The sequence below is a fragment of the Nocardioides daejeonensis genome (assembly GCF_003194585.1).
Classification (GTDB): Bacteria; Actinomycetota; Actinomycetes; order Propionibacteriales; family Nocardioidaceae; genus Nocardioides; species Nocardioides daejeonensis.
Genome location: NZ_QHKZ01000001.1, coordinates 99228 through 114919, shown reverse-complemented (window position 1 = coordinate 114919; position 15692 = coordinate 99228). Strand labels below are relative to the sequence as shown.

Below are 15692 nucleotides of genomic sequence, written 5' to 3'. Positions count from 1 at the left end.
TCAGCGCCGCAGGTCGTAGCGCCGGCTCGCGTCGGTGGGGCATGGCACGATGCCGGGCATGAGCGATGCCCGCCCCGCGTTCAGCCCGCCGCTGTTCGGCTTCCTGGTGCTTTCCGTAGTGCACCTGGTGGCGCAACTGGTCGATGGCGAGGCGGTGGCCGCCGGCACCCAGATGGTGCTGATGCCCCTCCTCGCGTGGCTGTTGCTGGTGCGCGGCGTGGCAGCGCCGCAACGTCTGGTGCAGTGGGCGCTGGCCGCGCTCTTCTTCTCCTGGCTCGGCGACTCGCTCCCTCGCTTCGCCACCGGTGACACCGCCTTCCTGCTGATGGTCGGCGGCTTCCTGCTCGCCCAGTGCTGCTACGTCGTCGGCATGTGGTCGTGGCGCAGTCGATCTGTGCTGCGACAGCCCGCGCGGGTCGCGCCGTACGCCGTCGCGCTGGTCGTGCTGCTGGTACTGCTGGTGCCCGGCGCGGGCGTGCTCGCTCCTGCTGTCGTGCTCTACGGTCTCGCGCTCACCGCAACCGGGGTGCTCGCCACGGGTCTCGGCCGCCTGGCCGGCCTGGGCGGGGCGCTCTTCATGGTGTCGGACTCGTTGATCGCGATCGCGGCCTTCCGCGACTGGGAGCTTCCCGCCCACGACGCGCTGGTCATGCTGACCTATCTCCTGGCCCAGCTGTTCCTCGTTGTCGGCGTGATCAACGCCCGCAGCGTTCAGACCTCGACCGGACGCCCGGCAGCGAAGTCGCGCAACCAAGCGGCGTAGCGGTCGTCCGCGCCGAGCGCCTCGCCTACGGCAACCGGGCCGTCCGTGATCCAGGCGATCGACGCGGCCTCGACCGCCACGCTGCCAGCGGGATCGGAACGGCCGGCCCGCATGGCGAGCTCCCACGGCAGGTCACGCACCGGGTCGACCACCTCGGGTCCCCGCAGCACCACGGCCCCGGGGGCATGGCCCCCGAGATCGAGGAGTCGATCGGTGACCACCGCGTGCGGTCGGTGCTCGGCCAGGCGCTCGCCGCGCAGCTCGACCAGGGTGCCGCCGATCCTGGCGGTGGCCAGCAGCACCAGCAGCTCGGCGTACGGCTCGGCAAGCTCGACGCCGACCGGCGTGCCCGCCTCGACGCCAACACCGCGGAGCAGCCCGGCGAAGGCGCCCACCTCCTCCAGGAGGTGGGCATGGTCGCGCTCCACGGCGCCCCGGATCGCCGGCAGGTCGGCCTCTCCGAGGATGACGCGCTTGTCGAGGGCGTCGAAGCAGAGGTTCATGGGCTCCTCATCGGCTGGAAAATCGGTTGCCCGGGCGTGCTCGGCACCCCGAGACTGCAACCGTACGACGTGCTCCGTGCCGGAGCCGTGCTGCCCCAGAGAGAGGAGTCGTGACGTGACGACGACTGTCGCCGGCCTGCCCGCAGACCGTTCCTCTTCTCTCCTTGGGAGTACCCGCACCGATGTACGACACCTCTTCCGGGCAGCAGCCCACCCCTGACCTCTCCTTCGACTGGGTCCTGCACGACGACCCCGACGAGACCGACCAGCGCTGGTCGACCTGGCACGACGTCGAGCCGCTCTGCCGTGGTCCGCAGCCACGCCCCTCCTGGGTGGTGACCGACCGCGCCGCCATCGACACCGAGCTCGGCATCCTGAAGACCGGCAAGGAGGCCGAGGTCCACCTCGTCGAGCGCGCCGTGCCCCACGGCGGCCCCTCGGTGGTCATGGCCGCCAAGCGCTACCGCTCCCGTGAGCACTCCTCCTTCCACCGCAGCGCGACCTACACCGAGGGCTGGTCGACCAAGCGCTCCCGCGACGCGCGAGCGATCAAGGCGAAGAGCACCTTCGGCCGCGAGGTCGCAGCCGGCCAATGGGCGCAGGCCGAGTGGCAGGCCTTGACCCGCTTCTGGTCGGCCGGTGTGCCGGTGCCCTATCCGGTCCAGATCGACGGCACCGAGATCCTCATGGAGTACATCTGCGTCGACGGGCAGCCGGCACCGCGCCTCGCGCAGACCCGACCCGAGCCCACCCTGCTGCGCGAGTGGTTCGAACAGCTGCGCGAGGCCATGGCGGCGCTGGCCGCGGCGGGGGTCGCCCATGGTGACCTGTCGCCGTACAACATCCTCGCCGCAGGCGAGCGGATCGTGGTGATCGACCTGCCGCAGGCCGTCGACCTGGCCGGCAACGCCCAGGGCTTCGACTTCCTGCACCGCGACTGCGTCAACGTCTGCACCTGGTTCCGCCGCCGAGGGCTCGACCCCGAGGTCGCCGACGAGGAGGCGCTCTTCGCCGAGCTGCTCGCGCAGGCGTTCTGAGTGCGCGACCCCAGATGCCGACGCCTCTCCTCTACCGTGGCGGGGTGGACGACGAGATGGCCGGCGCTCCCGGCTTCCGGGACCGGCTCTACGCGCCGTACGACCTCTACGACGCGCTCCGCACCGGTGGTGCGTACGCCGACACCACCGACGCGCGCACCTACGACTGGTCGCTGCGGCCCACCACCCCGGAGACCGCCCTGGCCAAGGCACTGCACGACCACACCATCGACCAGCTCCTGGCGACGTGGATCGCCGGGCGGGACCTGGTCGGGGTGATGGGCGGGCATGCGCTGCATCGCAACGACGGTCGCTACCGGGACGCAGCCCGGCTGGGCCGCTCGCTCGGCGCGGGGCTGACCGTCTCGACCGGCGGTGGCCCCGGCGCCATGGAGGCGGCCAATCTCGGCGCCTGGCTGGCGGGCCACGACCCGGCGGCGCTGGAGGATGCCCTGGACCGGCTGGCCGCCGTACCGCACTTCGCCCCCGACATCGGGGCCTGGGCACGCGTCGCGCTCACGGTGCTGGAGGAGCTCGGGCCGGGGCGGGAGTCACTTGCGATCCCGACCTGGCACTACGGGCACGAGCCGCCGAGCCCCTTCGCGACCGCGATCGCCAAGTACTTCCGCAACTCGACGCGCGAGGCGATCCTGCTGCAGATCTGCAACCGCGGGATCGTCTTCCTCCCCGGGGCAGCGGGCACCGTGCAGGAGATCTTCCAGGACGCCTGCGAGAACTACTACGCGGCGGAGTCGGCGGTCGCTCGCATGGTGTTGGTCGGTCGCCGGTACTGGACCGAGGAGCTGCCCGCCTGGCCTCTCCTGCAGGCGTTGGCCCGCGGCCGGGTGATGGAGCACCGGGTCCACCTCGTGGAGACGATCGAGGAGGCCGTAGGGCTGGTCGGCTCCTGAACTCACACCGGCCCGCTCGGCGGGACGAGCCACACACGTGCCCGGGCTCAGCGGGCAGACTCGGCGGCATGGACGCCGCGACCCATATCGCCAACCTCCTCTACCGGTACGCCGAGCTGCTGGACAGCGGCGATCTCGAGGGCACAGCGGCGCTCTTCGCGAAGGCTCGCCTGCGGATGGGCGGCGGCCGGGTGCTCGAAGGCGCCGAGCCGATCCTCGCCATGTGGCGTGCCAACGTACGCATCCACGAGGACGGCACGCCGCGCACCAAGCACGTGATCACCAACCCGATCATCGAGGTCGACGACGAGGCCGGCCGGGCCACGTGCCGCTCGTACTACACCGTCTTCCAGGCGACCGAGACCCTGCCCCTGCAGCCGGTCGCGCAAGGTCGCTACCACGACACCTTCGTCTGCGACGGTGGTCAGTGGCGCTTCGAGGAACGCGACTACTCGCTCTTCGACGCGGCCGGCGACCTCAGCCAGCACCTGCTCAGAGCGCCGCGTTCCTGATCGGGGTAGCAGGCGCGGAGTGACGTCGGGTGCCGGGCCTGCGGACGTCCCAGCCGGCGTCCCGCCAGCGCTCGGCGTCGAGCGTGTTGCGAGCGTCGATCAGCACTCGGTTGCGCACCACCTCCCCGACCTCGGCCGGGTCGAGGGCGGCGAACTCCGGCCACTCGGTGAGGTGCAGGACGACGTCCGCCTTGCGGCAGGAAGCAAGCGGGTTGGCGGCGTAACGGAGCGCGGGAGCCACCGTGCGAGCGCGGAGTGACGCCACCGGGTCGTGCACCGTCACCTGCGCGCCGGCGGCGTGCAGGCGGCTCGCGACCTCGAGCGCCGGCGAGTCCCGGACGTCGTCCGAGTGGGGCTTGAAGGCCGCGCCCAGGACGGCCACCTTTCCGCGCCGCCAGCCAGGTACGTCGGCGAGCACCCGCAAGGCCTCGGCCACCACGCGGTCGCGGCGCCGCTGGTTGATCTCCTCGACACCGCGGAGGAACGACACCGACTCCCCGGAACCGAGCTCCTCGGCCCGTGCGAGCAGTGCGCGCACATCCTTGGGAAGGCACCCGCCGCCGTACCCGAGCCCGGCGCCGAGGAACCGGCGCCCGATCCGCTCGTCGTGGCCCAGCGCCTCCGCGAGGGCGAGCACGTCGGCATCCGCGACCTCGCACAGCTCTGCCATCGCGTTGATGAAGGAGATCTTGGTCGCAAGGAAGGCGTTGGCAGCGACCTTCACCAGTTCAGCGGTCGGCAGGTCGGTGACCACGACAGGGGTCCCGCCTGCGGCGATCGGGGTCGCGTAGACCCGGCGCAGTGCTCGTTCGGCCTGGTGCGTGTCGACGCCGAAGACGAGGCGGTCGGGGTGGAGCGTGTCGTGCACCGCGTGGCCCTCCCGCAGGAACTCCGGGTTCCAGGCGAGGTCGACGGTGACTCCCTCGGGCCGCAGCGCCTCGATCCGCGGAAGCAGCGCCTGCGCGGTGCCGACCGGGACCGTGGACTTGCCGACCAGCAGCGTCGGGCGCCGCAGGGAGGGGACCAACCCCTCGACCACGGTGTGCAGATGACTCAGGTCGGCAGCGCCGCCCGGCCCCTGGGGCGTACCGACACAGATGAAGTGCAGGTCGGCTAGCTCAGCAGCCTCGGCGAGCGAGGTAGTGAAGCGGAGCCGCCCGCTCCGCACGTGGGTGGCCAGCAGCTCGGGCAGGCCCGGCTCGTGGAAGGGCACCAGGCCGGCCGCGAGAGCGGCGACCTTCTCCGCATCGGCGTCGACGCCGAGCACCTCGAAGCCGAGCTCCGCAAGTCCGGCGGCGTGGGTCGCACCGAGGTAGCCGGTGCCGATCACTGCGATCCTGGTCATTTCAGCCCACCATCCGCAGCACCGGCCGGGCCGCAGCGACGACCTCTCGGTAGTGCTGGACGAGGACGCGGTTGACGGCGTCCCACGAACGGTCGACGACAGCCGGGCGGGCCTCCGCGGCGAGGGCCGCACGACGTAGCGGTTCGGAGACGAGGTCGTGGACGGCGGTGACCAGCGCCGCGCCGTCGCCGGGATCGTAGAGCATCCCGGCGGTCGGCGGCACGACGTCGACCGGACCACCGGCCCGTGGGGCGACCACGGGCACACCGGAGGCAAGCGCCTCCTGCGCTGCCTGGCAGTAGGTCTCGTGCCGGCCGGTGTGAACGAAGAGGTCGAGGCTCGCATAGGCGGTGGCGAGCTCCTCGCCGTGGAGGACCCCGAGGAAGGCAGCTCCGGGAAGGCGGCGCTTCAGCTCGAACTCCTCGGGGCCACCGCCGACCACGACCAGACGGGTGCCGGGCAGGGCACGCAGGTGGGCGAGCAGCCCGAGCTCCTTCTCGGGCGCCAGCCTGCCGACGTACCCGAGAAGCAGTTCGCCGTCGGGAGCGAGCCGGCTGCGCAGCTCGTCGCTGCGTCGGGTCGGGCCGAAGAGGTCGAGGTCGACGCCGCGCCCCCAATGGTGCAGTCGCGCGATGCCGAGCCCGGCCAGCTGATCACGGCTCGCCGCCGAGGGGACGAGCGTGCGGTCCACCTGGGTGTGGATCCTCCGGGTGAGCGCGGCAGCCGCGCGGGTACCACCCGGGAGGTCGTACCGCTCGGCGAAGCCGACCAGGTCGGTCTGATAGATCGCGACCACCGGGATGCCCAGCTCGGCAGCCGCGCGCACGGCCTGGTGGCCGAGCATCGCCGGCGAGGCGACATGGATCACGTCGGGGGCGAACTCCTCCATCACGGAGCGCAGTCGGCGTCGGGTCTCCAGCCCGATCCGGAACTCCTTGTAGAAGGGAAGCCGGGCGCCGCGGGCGTGGCGCACGCGGAAGCCGGCGTAGGTCTCCGGCCCGGTCGGCGCGACCACCTCCGCGTGATGCCCCGCCGCAGCCAGATGGTCAAGCACCCGGCAGACGGAGTTGGTGACCCCGTTGACCTGGGGCAGGAACGACTCGGTGACGACCAGCACCCGCAGCGCGGGCAGACCGTCTCGTGCTCGTACGGACATCGCTGCTCCTCGAACTCCTCGTGGAAGCCTGTCGCGTCGGACGCTAGAGAGAGCAGGTCAACACCAGGGGCCTGGCGCGGTGGACGACACGTGAACACTGGGTCACCGCTCAGGCGTCGTCGGTAGCGTGGAGGATGTGACTTCCTTGCTGCTGACCGGAGCAACCGGTGCCGTCGGTGCCCGCGCGCTGACGCTGGCGCTGGCGGACCCACGCGTGGAGCGTGTCGTCGCGCTGACGCGGCGACCACTCGCCGATCCGGACCCGGAGACGCGGGTGGTCCTCGACAACCGGGTGGTCGACTTCCAGGCGCTGCCCGAGGACGCCGACTGGTGGCAGGTCGACGCCGTCGCCTGTGCGCTGGGCACCACCCGGAAGCTCGCCGGCAGTCCCGATGCGTTCCGCCGCATCGATCACGACCTCCCGGTACGCGTCGGTGAGCTCGCGCGGGCGGCCGGGGCGACGTCGTACGCACTGGTGTCGTCGGTCGGTGCCGATGCCGGGTCGCGCAACCTCTACCTGCGCGTCAAGGGCGAGACCGAGCGCGATCTGCGTGCCTGTGGGTTCCCCTCGTTCACCGCCGTGCGGCCCTCCGGCCTGTACGGCGGCACCCGGACCCGCCAGGAGAACCTCGGCGACCGCCTGGCCGGGGCCAGCCGCGTCCTCTCCCCGGTGCTCCCGGCCCGTTACCGGCCGGTGCACGTAGACCTCGTGGCACGCGCGCTGCTCGACGCCGCGATCTCCGCCGTGCCTGGCGAGCACGTGCTGGAGTCCGAGACCTTGTGAGGCTGCCGACCTACTTGTGAGGCTGCCGACCTACTCGACAGCTGCCAGCTGCCCGCAGGCGCCGTCGATGTCGGAGCCTCGGGTGTCGCGGACGGTCGTGGAGATGCCCTTCGCCTCGAGGCGGCGCACGAACTCCCGCTCATCCTCGGGGTCGGACGCCGTCCACTTGCTGCCCGGCGTGGGGTTGAGCGGGATCAGGTTGACATGCACCCAGCCACGCCCCCGCTCGTTGAGCACGTCGGCGAGAAGGTCGGCGCGGTGGGCCTGGTCGTTGATGCCCCGCATCATCGCGTATTCGATCGACACCCGGCGTCCGGTCTTCGCGAAGTAGGTGTGCGCGGCGTCGACGGTCTCGGCGACCGAGAAGCGGGTGTTGATCGGCACCAGCTCGTTGCGCAGCTCGTCGTCGGGGGCGTGCAGGCTCAGCGCGAGCGTCACCGGGATCCCCTCGTCGGCGAGCTGAAGGATGCGGGGCACCAGGCCGACGGTGGAGACGGTCACGTGGCGCGCCGACATGCCGAGGCCAGCGGGGGCCGGGTCAGTGAGGCGGCGGACGGCGCCGATCACGGCCTTGTAGTTGGCCAGTGGCTCCCCCATCCCCATGAAGACCACGTTGGAGACGCGGCCGACGCCACCGGGCACCTCGCCCCGCGCCATCACCCGGGCTCCGGCGACGACCTGTTCCACGATCTCGGCGGTCGACATGTTCCGTTGCAGGCCACCCTGACCGGTCGCACAGAACGGGCAGGCCATGCCGCAGCCGGCCTGGCTGGAGACGCACATGGTGGTGCGGTCGCGATAGCGCATCAGCACCGACTCGACCAGCGCCCCGTCGAAGAGGCGCCACAGCGTCTTGCGCGTGGTGCCCTTGTCGGCCTCGAGCGTGCGGATTGGCGTCATCAGCTGCGGCAGCAGTGCGCCGACCAGCTCCTCGCGCTGCGCCGCCGGCAGGTCGGTCATCTCCGCCGGGTCGTTCACGAGGCGGCCGAAGTAGTGGGTCGAGAGCTGCTTGGCCCGGAACCCGGGCAGCCCGGCGTCGACCAGCAACTGCTTGCGGCCCGCCTCATCGAGGTCGGCCAGGTGCCGCGGCGGCTTCTTGCGGCCGCGCGGCTCGTCGAAGACCAGGGGCAGGGGGTTCGGGTTCACACTCATGGCACCCCCAGTCTCCCATCGCCGTGTGAGGGAGCGTCAATCCGCGGCGGTGAAGCCCAGCGCGGTGCCGTCCGGACTCGTGAGGGTCAGCCGGCGCTCCACGATCTCCACCCCGACCTTCCCGGTGAGTACGGCGAGCACCTGCCTCTCGACCTCTCCGCGGTCATCGACACAGCCGAGCTCCGTGACCGACAGGTCGGAGATGGTGAGAGTGCCGTCCTCGAAGGTGGCGGTGCCCGTGCCGTCGTTGCAGGGACCCTTGAGCCGGAGCCGCGTGCCGTCGTACTCAAGCCACGCCTTGACCCCACGCGGGACCGAGCTGACCGCCTGGTCGTCGATGAGGCTGTCGAGCTGCCACCGATGCCCGCTCAGCTGCAGGTCGGGCGAGACCCGCTCGCGGTCGTCGACGCTGAAGACCACGTCGCCCGCCGTCAGGGTGCCGTCGCCGACGGTGAGGGGCTTCTCGAGGGTGCTGCGCAGCCAGTCCTCCTGCGCCATGCGATCAGGGTCGCAGGCCATCATCGTGCCCATCAGCGGGCCTACGGTGACCGTGTCGCCGGCCCGGTCCCAAGTGCCGCCCAGGCCGTTGCAGCCAGAGTCGATGTGGAGTTGCGTCGCGGCGAAGGCGAACCGCACTTGGGTGCCGGCGGCGACCTCGCGAGGCTCGCCGTCGACCGTGATCCCGGTGACCACGAGGGTGCGCCCGGCTAGGTCGCCGAGGTCCGTCGGGAGCGCATCGGTGCGATCTGCGGCCCGAGCATCGTCGGGCGCCGCATCGTCGGCCTTCTCGGTGCCGCAAGCGCCGAGCAGGAGCAGGGCGGCGATCGGCAAGACGGCCAGGCGGGCAACGGGATGCATGCAGAACTCCTTCAAGAGCGGGTGATGCCCATAGGACTCGCCAGTCCCCGCGACGGTTCCGCTCCCCAGGGCACCGATGACGTGTGACAGTGGTCGCATGGACATCTTCATGAACGGCAAGCGTTTGAACAGTGCCGACGAGATCCCGGAGGAATTGCGCGAGCGCCTCCGCGGGGTGCTTCCGGATGACGATGGCGACGGGATCCCTGACATCCTGCAGGGCCGCATGAACCTGGCCGACTTCAACGGTGCCACCGTGATGCAGTCGGTCGAGATCAACGGCAAGACCGTGAGCAGTTTCGACGACGTGCCACCGCAGTTCCGACAGATGCTCGAGCAGTTCATCGGCACTCCCCCGGCGGCGGCCCAGCAACCGGCGGCGACGGCCCATCAGCCCGCGGCGACGACCCCCGCGGAGCCGACGGTGACCGACCAGGTGATGCTCAACGGGCAGCTCGTTGACAGCCAGTCCGCATTGGGCGGCGTACCGGAGAGGAAGTGGTGGCAGTTCTGGAAGTAGGTCAGAACACCAGGTAGTGCAGGAGGAGCCAGATCGGGGCGATGGTCGCCAGCAGCGAGTCGAGCCGGTCCATCAGGCCGCCGTGGCCCGGGATGATCTGCGACATGTCCTTGATGCCGAGGTCACGCTTCATCACCGACTCGCAGAGGTCGCCGAGCGTGGCCATGACCACCGCGATCAGGCCCAGGCAGACTCCGACCCACCAGTCGCCGTCGAGCAGGTAGACCACGAGCGCGGTACCCGCCGCGACGCAGGCGATCGCCGAGCCGGCGAAGCCCTCCCAGGACTTCTTCGGCGAGATCACCGGGGCCATCGGATGCTTCCCGAAGAGCACACCGGCGACGTACCCACCGATGTCGGAGGCGATCGTGACCAGGATGAAGGTGACGATGCCCTTCACGCCGTTGTCCCAGTGCTCGAAGTCGGTCGCGCCGCCCTCGGCGAGCATGAGCGCGACGAACGAGCCGAGGAACGGCACGTAGAAGAGAGTGAAGATCGAGGCTGTAGCGGTCTTCACGAACCCGTCGACACCGCGGCGAAGCAGCCACAGCATCGTGACCAGGCCACTCACCGCGGTGGCGGTGACGAGGGCGTCAGTGCCCCAGAAGTAGGCCACCGTCACCATCACGACACCGCCGACCATCAGCGGTTGCTCCGGCAGGTCGATCTCCTTGGCAAGGAGGCCCCTGCGCAGCTCCCACACGGCAACGACCACGGCGACCGCGACGATCACCATGAACGCGGTCTTCCAGAACCAGAGCGACGCAGCGATCGCCGAGAGCAGCACCACCGCCGAGGCGATGGAGGCGGGCAGATTGCGACCGGCGCGCCCGTAGTCCTTCTTGGGCGCGGCCGGGCTCGCGGAGGTGTCTGTCATCGGGGCAGTTGCCGAGGCGTGAGGTCCTCAGACCTCGAGCAGCTCGGCTTCCTTGTTCTTCAGCATCTCGTCGATGGCGTCGGTGTGCTTCTTCGTCATGCCGTCAAGGCGCTTCTCGGCACCGGTGACGTCGTCCTTGCCGACCTCGCCGTCCTTCTCGAGCTTCTCGAGCGCCTGCTTGGCCGTACGCCGCACGTTGCGCACCGACACGCGTCCGTCCTCCGCCTTGCCCTTGGCGACCTTGATGAACTCCTTACGGCGCTCCTCGGTCAGCTCGGGGAAGACGCAGCGCAGCACCTTGCCGTCGTTGGCGGGGTTGATGCCCAGGTCGCTGTCACGGATCGCCTTCTCGATCGCGGAGATCGCGCCCATGTCGAAGGGAGCAATCATGATGATGCGGGGCTCCGGCGAGGTGAACGATGCCAGCTGCTGGAGCGGGGTCGGGGTGCCGTAGTAGTCGGCCGTGATCCGGTTGAACATGCTCGGGTGGGCACGGCCGGCCCGGATCGCCGCGAACTCCTCGCGGGTCGCCTCGACCGACTTGCCCATCTTGTCGTCGGCTTCAGACAGGACCTGGTTGATCACGGTTTCTCCTGGTGGCGTTGAGATGTGGTTCGAGTGCCTGGATCAGGCGTCGGCACTCCTGCGGTCAGGCGTCAGCGCTGACGAGCGTGCCAATCCTCTCACCTTGGACGACGCGGAGGATGTTGCCCTCGGGCTCCATGCCGAAGACGACCATGGGCAGCTTGTTCTCCCCGCACAGGGCGAAGGCGGTCTGGTCCATGATCCGCAGGCCCCGGCTGATGGCCTCGTCGTAGGTGACCTGGTCGAGCTTCACGGCGTCGGGGTCGAGCCGCGGGTCGGCGGTGTAGACGCCGTCGACGCCGCTCTTGGCGACCAGGACGACGTCGCACTTGCTCTCCAGCGCACGCTGGACCGCGACGGTGTCGGTGGAGAAGAAGGGCATGCCCATGCCCGCGCCGAAGATCACGACCCGGCCCTTCTCCATGTGCCGGATCGCACGCCGCGGGATGTAGGACTCGGCGACCTGGCCCATGGTGATCGCGGTCTGCACGCGGGTGTCGATGCCCATCTTCTCCAGGAAGTCCTGGAGTGCGAGGCAGTTCATCACGATGCCGAGCATGCCCATGTAGTCGGCTCGGACGCGGTCCATGCCGCGCTGCTGCAGCTCGGCGCCGCGGAAGAAGTTGCCACCGCCGGTGACGACCGCTATCTGCACACCCGACTGGGCGACCGCCGCGATCTCGCGGGCGACCTTCTGCACGACGTCGGGGTCGACGCCGACCTGGCCGCCTCCGAAGACCTCACCGGACAGCTTGAGCAGCACCCGCTTGTATGCCATGACCTTCCCTTCCACGAACCACAGAGAAACTTACATGCAGAGGCCGGCACGACGGGCGTCGTACCGGCCTCTGCGGAGGGGTGCCTCGATCAGGCGCCGACCTCGAAACGGGCGAACCGCTTGAGGGTGGTGCCGGCCTCGTCGAGTACCGCCTTCACGCTCTTCTTGGACTCGGTGACCGAGTCCTGCTCGAGGAGGACGATCTCCTTGAAGAAGCCGCCGAGACGGCCTTCCACGATCTTGGCGACGGCAGCCTCGGGCTTGCCCTCCTCCAGGGTCTTCTTCTCCAGGACGTCGCGCTCCTTGGCGACGACGTCGGCGGGGACCTCGTCGCGGGTCAGGAACTGCGCCTTCATGGCGGCCACCTGCATGGCGGCGGCGCGGGCCGCAGCCTCGTCACCCTCGTACTCGACCATGACGCCGACGGCCGGCGGCAGGTCAGCTGCACGCTTGTGCATGTAGACGGCGACCTGGCCGTCGAAGTAGGACACCTCGCCGAGCTCGATCTTCTCGCCGATGGTGATCGCCAGGTCCTGGACGACCTCGCCGACGGTCTTGCCGTCGAGCGGCAGCGCCTTGGCGGCCTCGACGTCGCCCGCCTTGCCCGCGTCGATCGCCTCGGCGATCCGCTGGGCGGCGGCGATGAACTCCTCGTTCTTGGCGACGAAGTCGGTCTCCGACTTCAGCTCGACCAGTGCGCCGCCGTGCGTGGCGACCAGGCCAGCGGAGGTCTCGCGCTCGGCCGCGCGGCTGGCGGCCTTGGCGGCGCCCTTGACGCGGAGCAGCTCGACAGCCTTGTCGAAGTCGCCGTCGGTCTCGGTGAGCGCCTTCTTGCAGTCCATCATGCCGGCCTGGGTCAGCTCGCGGAGCTTCTTGACGTCAGCGGCGGTGAAGTTAGACATGTTGTTCCTCGCAACGTGGGATGGGTGAAGTCGAGAACGGCGGCCGCGCCGCGGATGCTCCGGGCGCGGCCGCCGGTGTGAAGCGGTTGCTTCGCGAGCTGGCTCAGGCCTGCTCGGCGGGCGCCTCGGCCGGGGCCTCCTCGGCGGGGGCCTCCTCAGCGGGGGCCTCCTCAGCCGCGGGGGCCTCCTCAGCCGGAGCCTCAGCGGCGGGCGCCTCAGCGGACTGGGCCGGCGCAGCCTCGGCCGGAGCGTCGAGCAGCTCGCGCTCCCACTCGGCCAGCGGCTCCTCAGCGGCACCTTCGGCACCCTTGGCACCACTGCGGGAGACCAGGCCGTCGGCCACGGCGTCAGCGACGACGCGCGTCAACAGGCCGACCGCGCGGATGGCGTCGTCGTTGCCCGGGATCGGGTAGTCGACGACGTCGGGGTCGCAGTTGGAGTCCAGGATCGCGATGATCGGGATCCGCAGCTTGCGCGCCTCCTCGACGGCGAGGTGCTCCTTGTTGGTGTCCACGATCCACACGGCGGAAGGCGTGCGGCTCATCTCGCGGATGCCGCCCAGGGTGCGGTCGAGCTTGTCGCGCTCGCGCTTCATCTGGAGCAGTTCCTTCTTGGTGCGACCGGAGCCGGCCACGGCGTCGAAGTCGACGTCGTCGAGCTCCTTGAGGCGGTTGATCCGCTGGTGCACCGTCTGGAAGTTGGTCAGCATGCCGCCGAGCCAGCGCTGGTTGACGTAGGGCATGCCCACGCGGGTGGCCTGCTCGGCGATGGCCTCCTGGGCCTGCTTCTTGGTGCCGACGAACATGATCGTCCCACCCTTGGCGACGGTCTCCTTGATGAAGGCGTACGACCGGTCGATGTAGGACAGCGACTGCTGCAGGTCGATGATGTAGATGCCGTTGCGCTCGGTCATGATGAAGCGCTTCATCTTCGGGTTCCAGCGACGGGTCTGGTGTCCGAAGTGGACGCCGCTCTCCAAGAGCTGGCGCATGGTCACGACTGCCATGTCGTTCTTCTTCCTGTTGTGGTCGCGCGGCTCCCAGGTGTGACCACCTTTGCCCACACGGGAGGTGGCCGGGGCCGAAGCGACCGGGTTTTCAGTTCCGCGTCCAACGGGTGCCGGACGCCCTGACGTCCACGCGCGACCCGATCCCCCGGCGGGCCGGGGGAACTGAGGGCCGACGCCCACGAGGCTCGGGCACCAGGTGGGCCCGTCGTGGTGTGCGGACGTGCGAAGTCAACCCACTGATGGGTTGCGATCGACAAGTCTACGCGCCCCGGCGCGCCGGGTCGAAATCCGCTCCAGCCGACAGTCACGTGGACCGCTCTTGTGCGGGTTCCTTGGGGACAACCGGGCTTATCCCCAGGACGGTACGACGACCTCGCCTCCTGCGCCATCCGCGGTGAGGGTGGGCTCGTGACCAAGGCATGGACGTTCCCCCTGATGTTGCTGATCTGCTTGTTCGGCAGCACGGCCCTGCCTGGTCATGCAGCGAGCGGCCGGGCCCCGGCCGAGCAAGGGGTCTGGCCGCTCGCGCCCCGGCCGCCGATCAGGGCACGCTTCGACCCTCCCGCCGCCCCCTGGGCAGCCGGCCACCGCGGCGTCGACCTCGGCGGCCAGCCCGGCCAGGTAGTGCTTGCCGCGCTTCCCGGCACGGTGCGCTTCGCCGGCTCGGTGGCGGGCAAGCCGGTCGTCGTGCTCGACCACGGCACGACGCGGACCACCTATGAGCCGGTCGCCGGGCTCGTCGAGGTGGGTGACGCCGTACCAGCGGGTGCGGCGGTGGGACGCCTGGTCGCGGTGGGATCACATTGCGCACCAGCGACCTGCCTGCATCTCGGCTGGATCCGCAACGCGGACAACACCTATCTCGATCCACTGCTGCTCTTGGGGGTAGGCCCGGTGCGGCTCTACCCCTGGGACGGCCGTCGGGCCGGGAGTCCGCCCATCACCCCGCAGGCCAGAGTGAACTCGCTGTACGGCGACCTGACTCTCGCCGCTCGGCTGAGTGGCCTGCTCGGAGCTATGTGAGTCAGGCGCGGGGGTGCGCCTGGCGGTAGGCGGCGCGCAGCCTCTCGGTGGAGACGTGGGTGTAGAGCTGGGTGGTCGCCAGCGAGGCATGTCCCAGCACCTCTTGCACACTGCGCAGGTCGGCACCGCCCTCAAGCAGGTGGGTCGCCGCCGAGTGCCGGAGTCCGTGGGGGCCGATGGCGGGCGCTCCCGGCACCTGGCGCATCCGATCGTGCACGACCTGACGAACGGCGCGCTGATCGATCCTCCGGCCGCGGACGCCCAAGAAGATCGCATCGCCCGATGCCTCCGTGGCGAGGACCGGCCGCCCTTCGGCCAGCCACCCGTGGAGTGCGTCGGCGGCAGGCTGGCCGAAGGGGATGGAGCGCTCCTTGCGTCCCTTGCCGAAGACGCGAACGACATGGCGGTGGAAGTCGAGGTCGCGCGGGTCGAGCGCACACAGCTCCCCCACGCGCATCCCTGTCGCATAGAGGAGCTCGAGCATCGCGTCGTCGCGAAGCTGGACCGCCCACTGCGCCGCCGTCGCTTGGGTCCCGGTGGCGTCCGCCGTGTCGGCGTACTCTCGGCGTGCGCCGCGGGATCTCCCCTCAAGTGCGGCCGCTGCCTCGTCCTGGCGAAGGACGGGCGGCAGCGAGCGCGGAAGCTTGGGCGAGACCAGGGCAGCGCCCGCGTCCTTCTCCGCCAGCTTCTCCCGCACCAGCCAGGCGGTGAACACCCGCACCGCAGTAGCTCGACGAGCCATGGTGGTGCGGGACTTGCCGGTTGTCTTCTGTTTCGCGAGCCAGCTGCGGAGCACGCTCAGATCCAGATCACCCACGTCGGTGAGCCCGAGTCGGGCAGCATGCTCCAGCATCGACGCGATATCGGCCCGATAGGCACGGACCGTGTGCGCGCTGAGGTTTCGCTCGATCTCAAGGTGCCGCAGATAGGCGCCGAGGACCTGAGCCATCGGCTCGGGCAGCCCATCGCGCTCGTCG

The 15692-nt window shown here is 70.2% G+C and carries 18 protein-coding genes; 7 read left to right on the top strand and 11 right to left on the bottom strand.

The annotated features are described in order from the left end of the window. The first annotated feature begins 58 nt into the window (after positions 1-58). On the top strand, positions 59-763 hold the full coding sequence (locus tag DNK54_RS00565) for a lysoplasmalogenase family protein (RefSeq protein ID WP_110205024.1): 705 nt from the start codon (positions 59-61) through the stop codon (positions 761-763). Here the strand turns inward: DNK54_RS00565 and DNK54_RS00560 are convergent. Continuing rightward, positions 712-1266 carry an acyl-CoA synthetase family protein gene (locus DNK54_RS00560; protein WP_110205023.1) on the bottom strand — a complete coding sequence of 185 codons (555 nt, stop codon included), beginning with the start codon at positions 1264-1266 and terminating at the stop codon, positions 712-714. The two genes, DNK54_RS00565 and DNK54_RS00560, sit on opposite strands and share 52 nt — an antisense overlap. A 182-nt stretch (positions 1267-1448) precedes the next feature. On the opposite strand from DNK54_RS00560, the gene DNK54_RS00555 reads away from it, so the two are divergent. The 3 genes from DNK54_RS00555 (at position 1449) to DNK54_RS00545 (ending at position 3726) form a co-directional block, all read left to right on the top strand. Continuing rightward, positions 1449-2303, top strand: a complete 855-nt coding sequence (locus DNK54_RS00555; RefSeq protein ID WP_110205022.1) for a serine protein kinase RIO — start codon at positions 1449-1451, stop codon at positions 2301-2303. 44 nt (positions 2304-2347) lie between these two features. Next, the gene (locus DNK54_RS00550) at positions 2348-3214 is read left to right on the top strand and encodes an LOG family protein (RefSeq protein WP_162602251.1); all 867 of its coding nucleotides are present in this window, start codon (positions 2348-2350) and stop codon (positions 3212-3214) included. A 68-nt stretch (positions 3215-3282) separates the two neighbouring features. Continuing rightward, positions 3283-3726 carry a nuclear transport factor 2 family protein gene (locus tag DNK54_RS00545; RefSeq protein WP_110205020.1) on the top strand — a complete coding sequence of 148 codons (444 nt, stop codon included), beginning with the start codon at positions 3283-3285 and terminating at the stop codon, positions 3724-3726. On the opposite strand, the gene DNK54_RS00540 is transcribed toward DNK54_RS00545, so the two are convergent. After that, positions 3707-5071 (bottom strand): UDP-glucose dehydrogenase family protein, encoded by a 1365-nt coding sequence (locus tag DNK54_RS00540; RefSeq protein ID WP_110205019.1) that lies wholly within the window; start codon positions 5069-5071, stop codon positions 3707-3709. The genes DNK54_RS00545 and DNK54_RS00540 overlap by 20 nt on opposite strands. Position 5072: 1 nt before the next feature. Further along, a complete protein-coding gene (locus DNK54_RS00535; protein WP_110205018.1) occupies positions 5073-6227 on the bottom strand; it encodes a glycosyltransferase family 4 protein in 1155 nt (384 codons plus the stop codon). A gap of 136 nt (positions 6228-6363) precedes the next feature. On the opposite strand from DNK54_RS00535, the gene DNK54_RS00530 reads away from it, so the two are divergent. Continuing rightward, on the top strand, positions 6364-7011 hold the full coding sequence (locus DNK54_RS00530) for an NAD(P)H-binding protein (protein ID WP_204164372.1): 648 nt from the start codon (positions 6364-6366) through the stop codon (positions 7009-7011). Positions 7012-7041: 30 nt separating this feature from the next. Here DNK54_RS00530 and rlmN read toward each other — a convergent pair whose 3' ends face one another. Together rlmN and DNK54_RS00520 are read right to left on the bottom strand one after the other, a co-directional pair. Beyond that, the gene (gene rlmN / locus DNK54_RS00525) at positions 7042-8163 is read right to left on the bottom strand and encodes a dual-specificity RNA methyltransferase RlmN (protein ID WP_110205017.1); all 1122 of its coding nucleotides are present in this window, start codon (positions 8161-8163) and stop codon (positions 7042-7044) included. A 36-nt stretch (positions 8164-8199) separates the two neighbouring features. Next, complete coding sequence (locus DNK54_RS00520; RefSeq protein ID WP_110205016.1) at positions 8200-9021, bottom strand: META domain-containing protein; 822 nt, start codon at positions 9019-9021, stop codon at positions 8200-8202. A gap of 97 nt (positions 9022-9118) precedes the next feature. On the opposite strand from DNK54_RS00520, the gene DNK54_RS00515 reads away from it, so the two are divergent. Continuing rightward, positions 9119-9541 carry a hypothetical protein gene (locus tag DNK54_RS00515; protein WP_110205015.1) on the top strand — a complete coding sequence of 141 codons (423 nt, stop codon included), beginning with the start codon at positions 9119-9121 and terminating at the stop codon, positions 9539-9541. A 1-nt stretch (position 9542) separates the two neighbouring features. Here DNK54_RS00515 and DNK54_RS00510 read toward each other — a convergent pair whose 3' ends face one another. The 5 genes from DNK54_RS00510 to rpsB form a co-directional block, all read right to left on the bottom strand. Continuing rightward, positions 9543-10418 (bottom strand): phosphatidate cytidylyltransferase, encoded by an 876-nt coding sequence (locus tag DNK54_RS00510; RefSeq protein ID WP_110205014.1) that lies wholly within the window; start codon positions 10416-10418, stop codon positions 9543-9545. 27 nt (positions 10419-10445) lie between these two features. Further along, positions 10446-11000 (bottom strand): ribosome recycling factor, encoded by a 555-nt coding sequence (gene frr, locus DNK54_RS00505; protein ID WP_204164413.1) that lies wholly within the window; start codon positions 10998-11000, stop codon positions 10446-10448. Between the two features lie 67 nt (positions 11001-11067). Beyond that, a complete protein-coding gene (pyrH, locus tag DNK54_RS00500; protein ID WP_110205012.1) occupies positions 11068-11781 on the bottom strand; it encodes a UMP kinase in 714 nt (237 codons plus the stop codon). 89 nt (positions 11782-11870) lie between these two features. Further along, positions 11871-12683, bottom strand: a complete 813-nt coding sequence (tsf, locus tag DNK54_RS00495; RefSeq protein ID WP_110205011.1) for a translation elongation factor Ts — start codon at positions 12681-12683, stop codon at positions 11871-11873. A gap of 103 nt (positions 12684-12786) precedes the next feature. Beyond that, positions 12787-13689 (bottom strand): 30S ribosomal protein S2, encoded by a 903-nt coding sequence (gene rpsB / locus DNK54_RS00490; protein ID WP_110205010.1) that lies wholly within the window; start codon positions 13687-13689, stop codon positions 12787-12789. Positions 13690-14100: 411 nt separating this feature from the next. Here rpsB and DNK54_RS00485 point away from each other — a divergent pair, with 411 nt between their 5' ends. Then, the gene (locus DNK54_RS00485) at positions 14101-14715 is read left to right on the top strand and encodes a M23 family metallopeptidase (RefSeq protein WP_239459830.1); all 615 of its coding nucleotides are present in this window, start codon (positions 14101-14103) and stop codon (positions 14713-14715) included. 1 nt (position 14716) lies between these two features. Here DNK54_RS00485 and DNK54_RS00480 read toward each other — a convergent pair whose 3' ends face one another. Further along, positions 14717-15664: a tyrosine recombinase XerC gene (locus DNK54_RS00480; RefSeq protein WP_110205732.1), complete on the bottom strand. Its 948-nt coding sequence runs from the start codon at positions 15662-15664 to the stop codon at positions 14717-14719. Positions 15665-15692 lie beyond the last annotated feature (28 nt).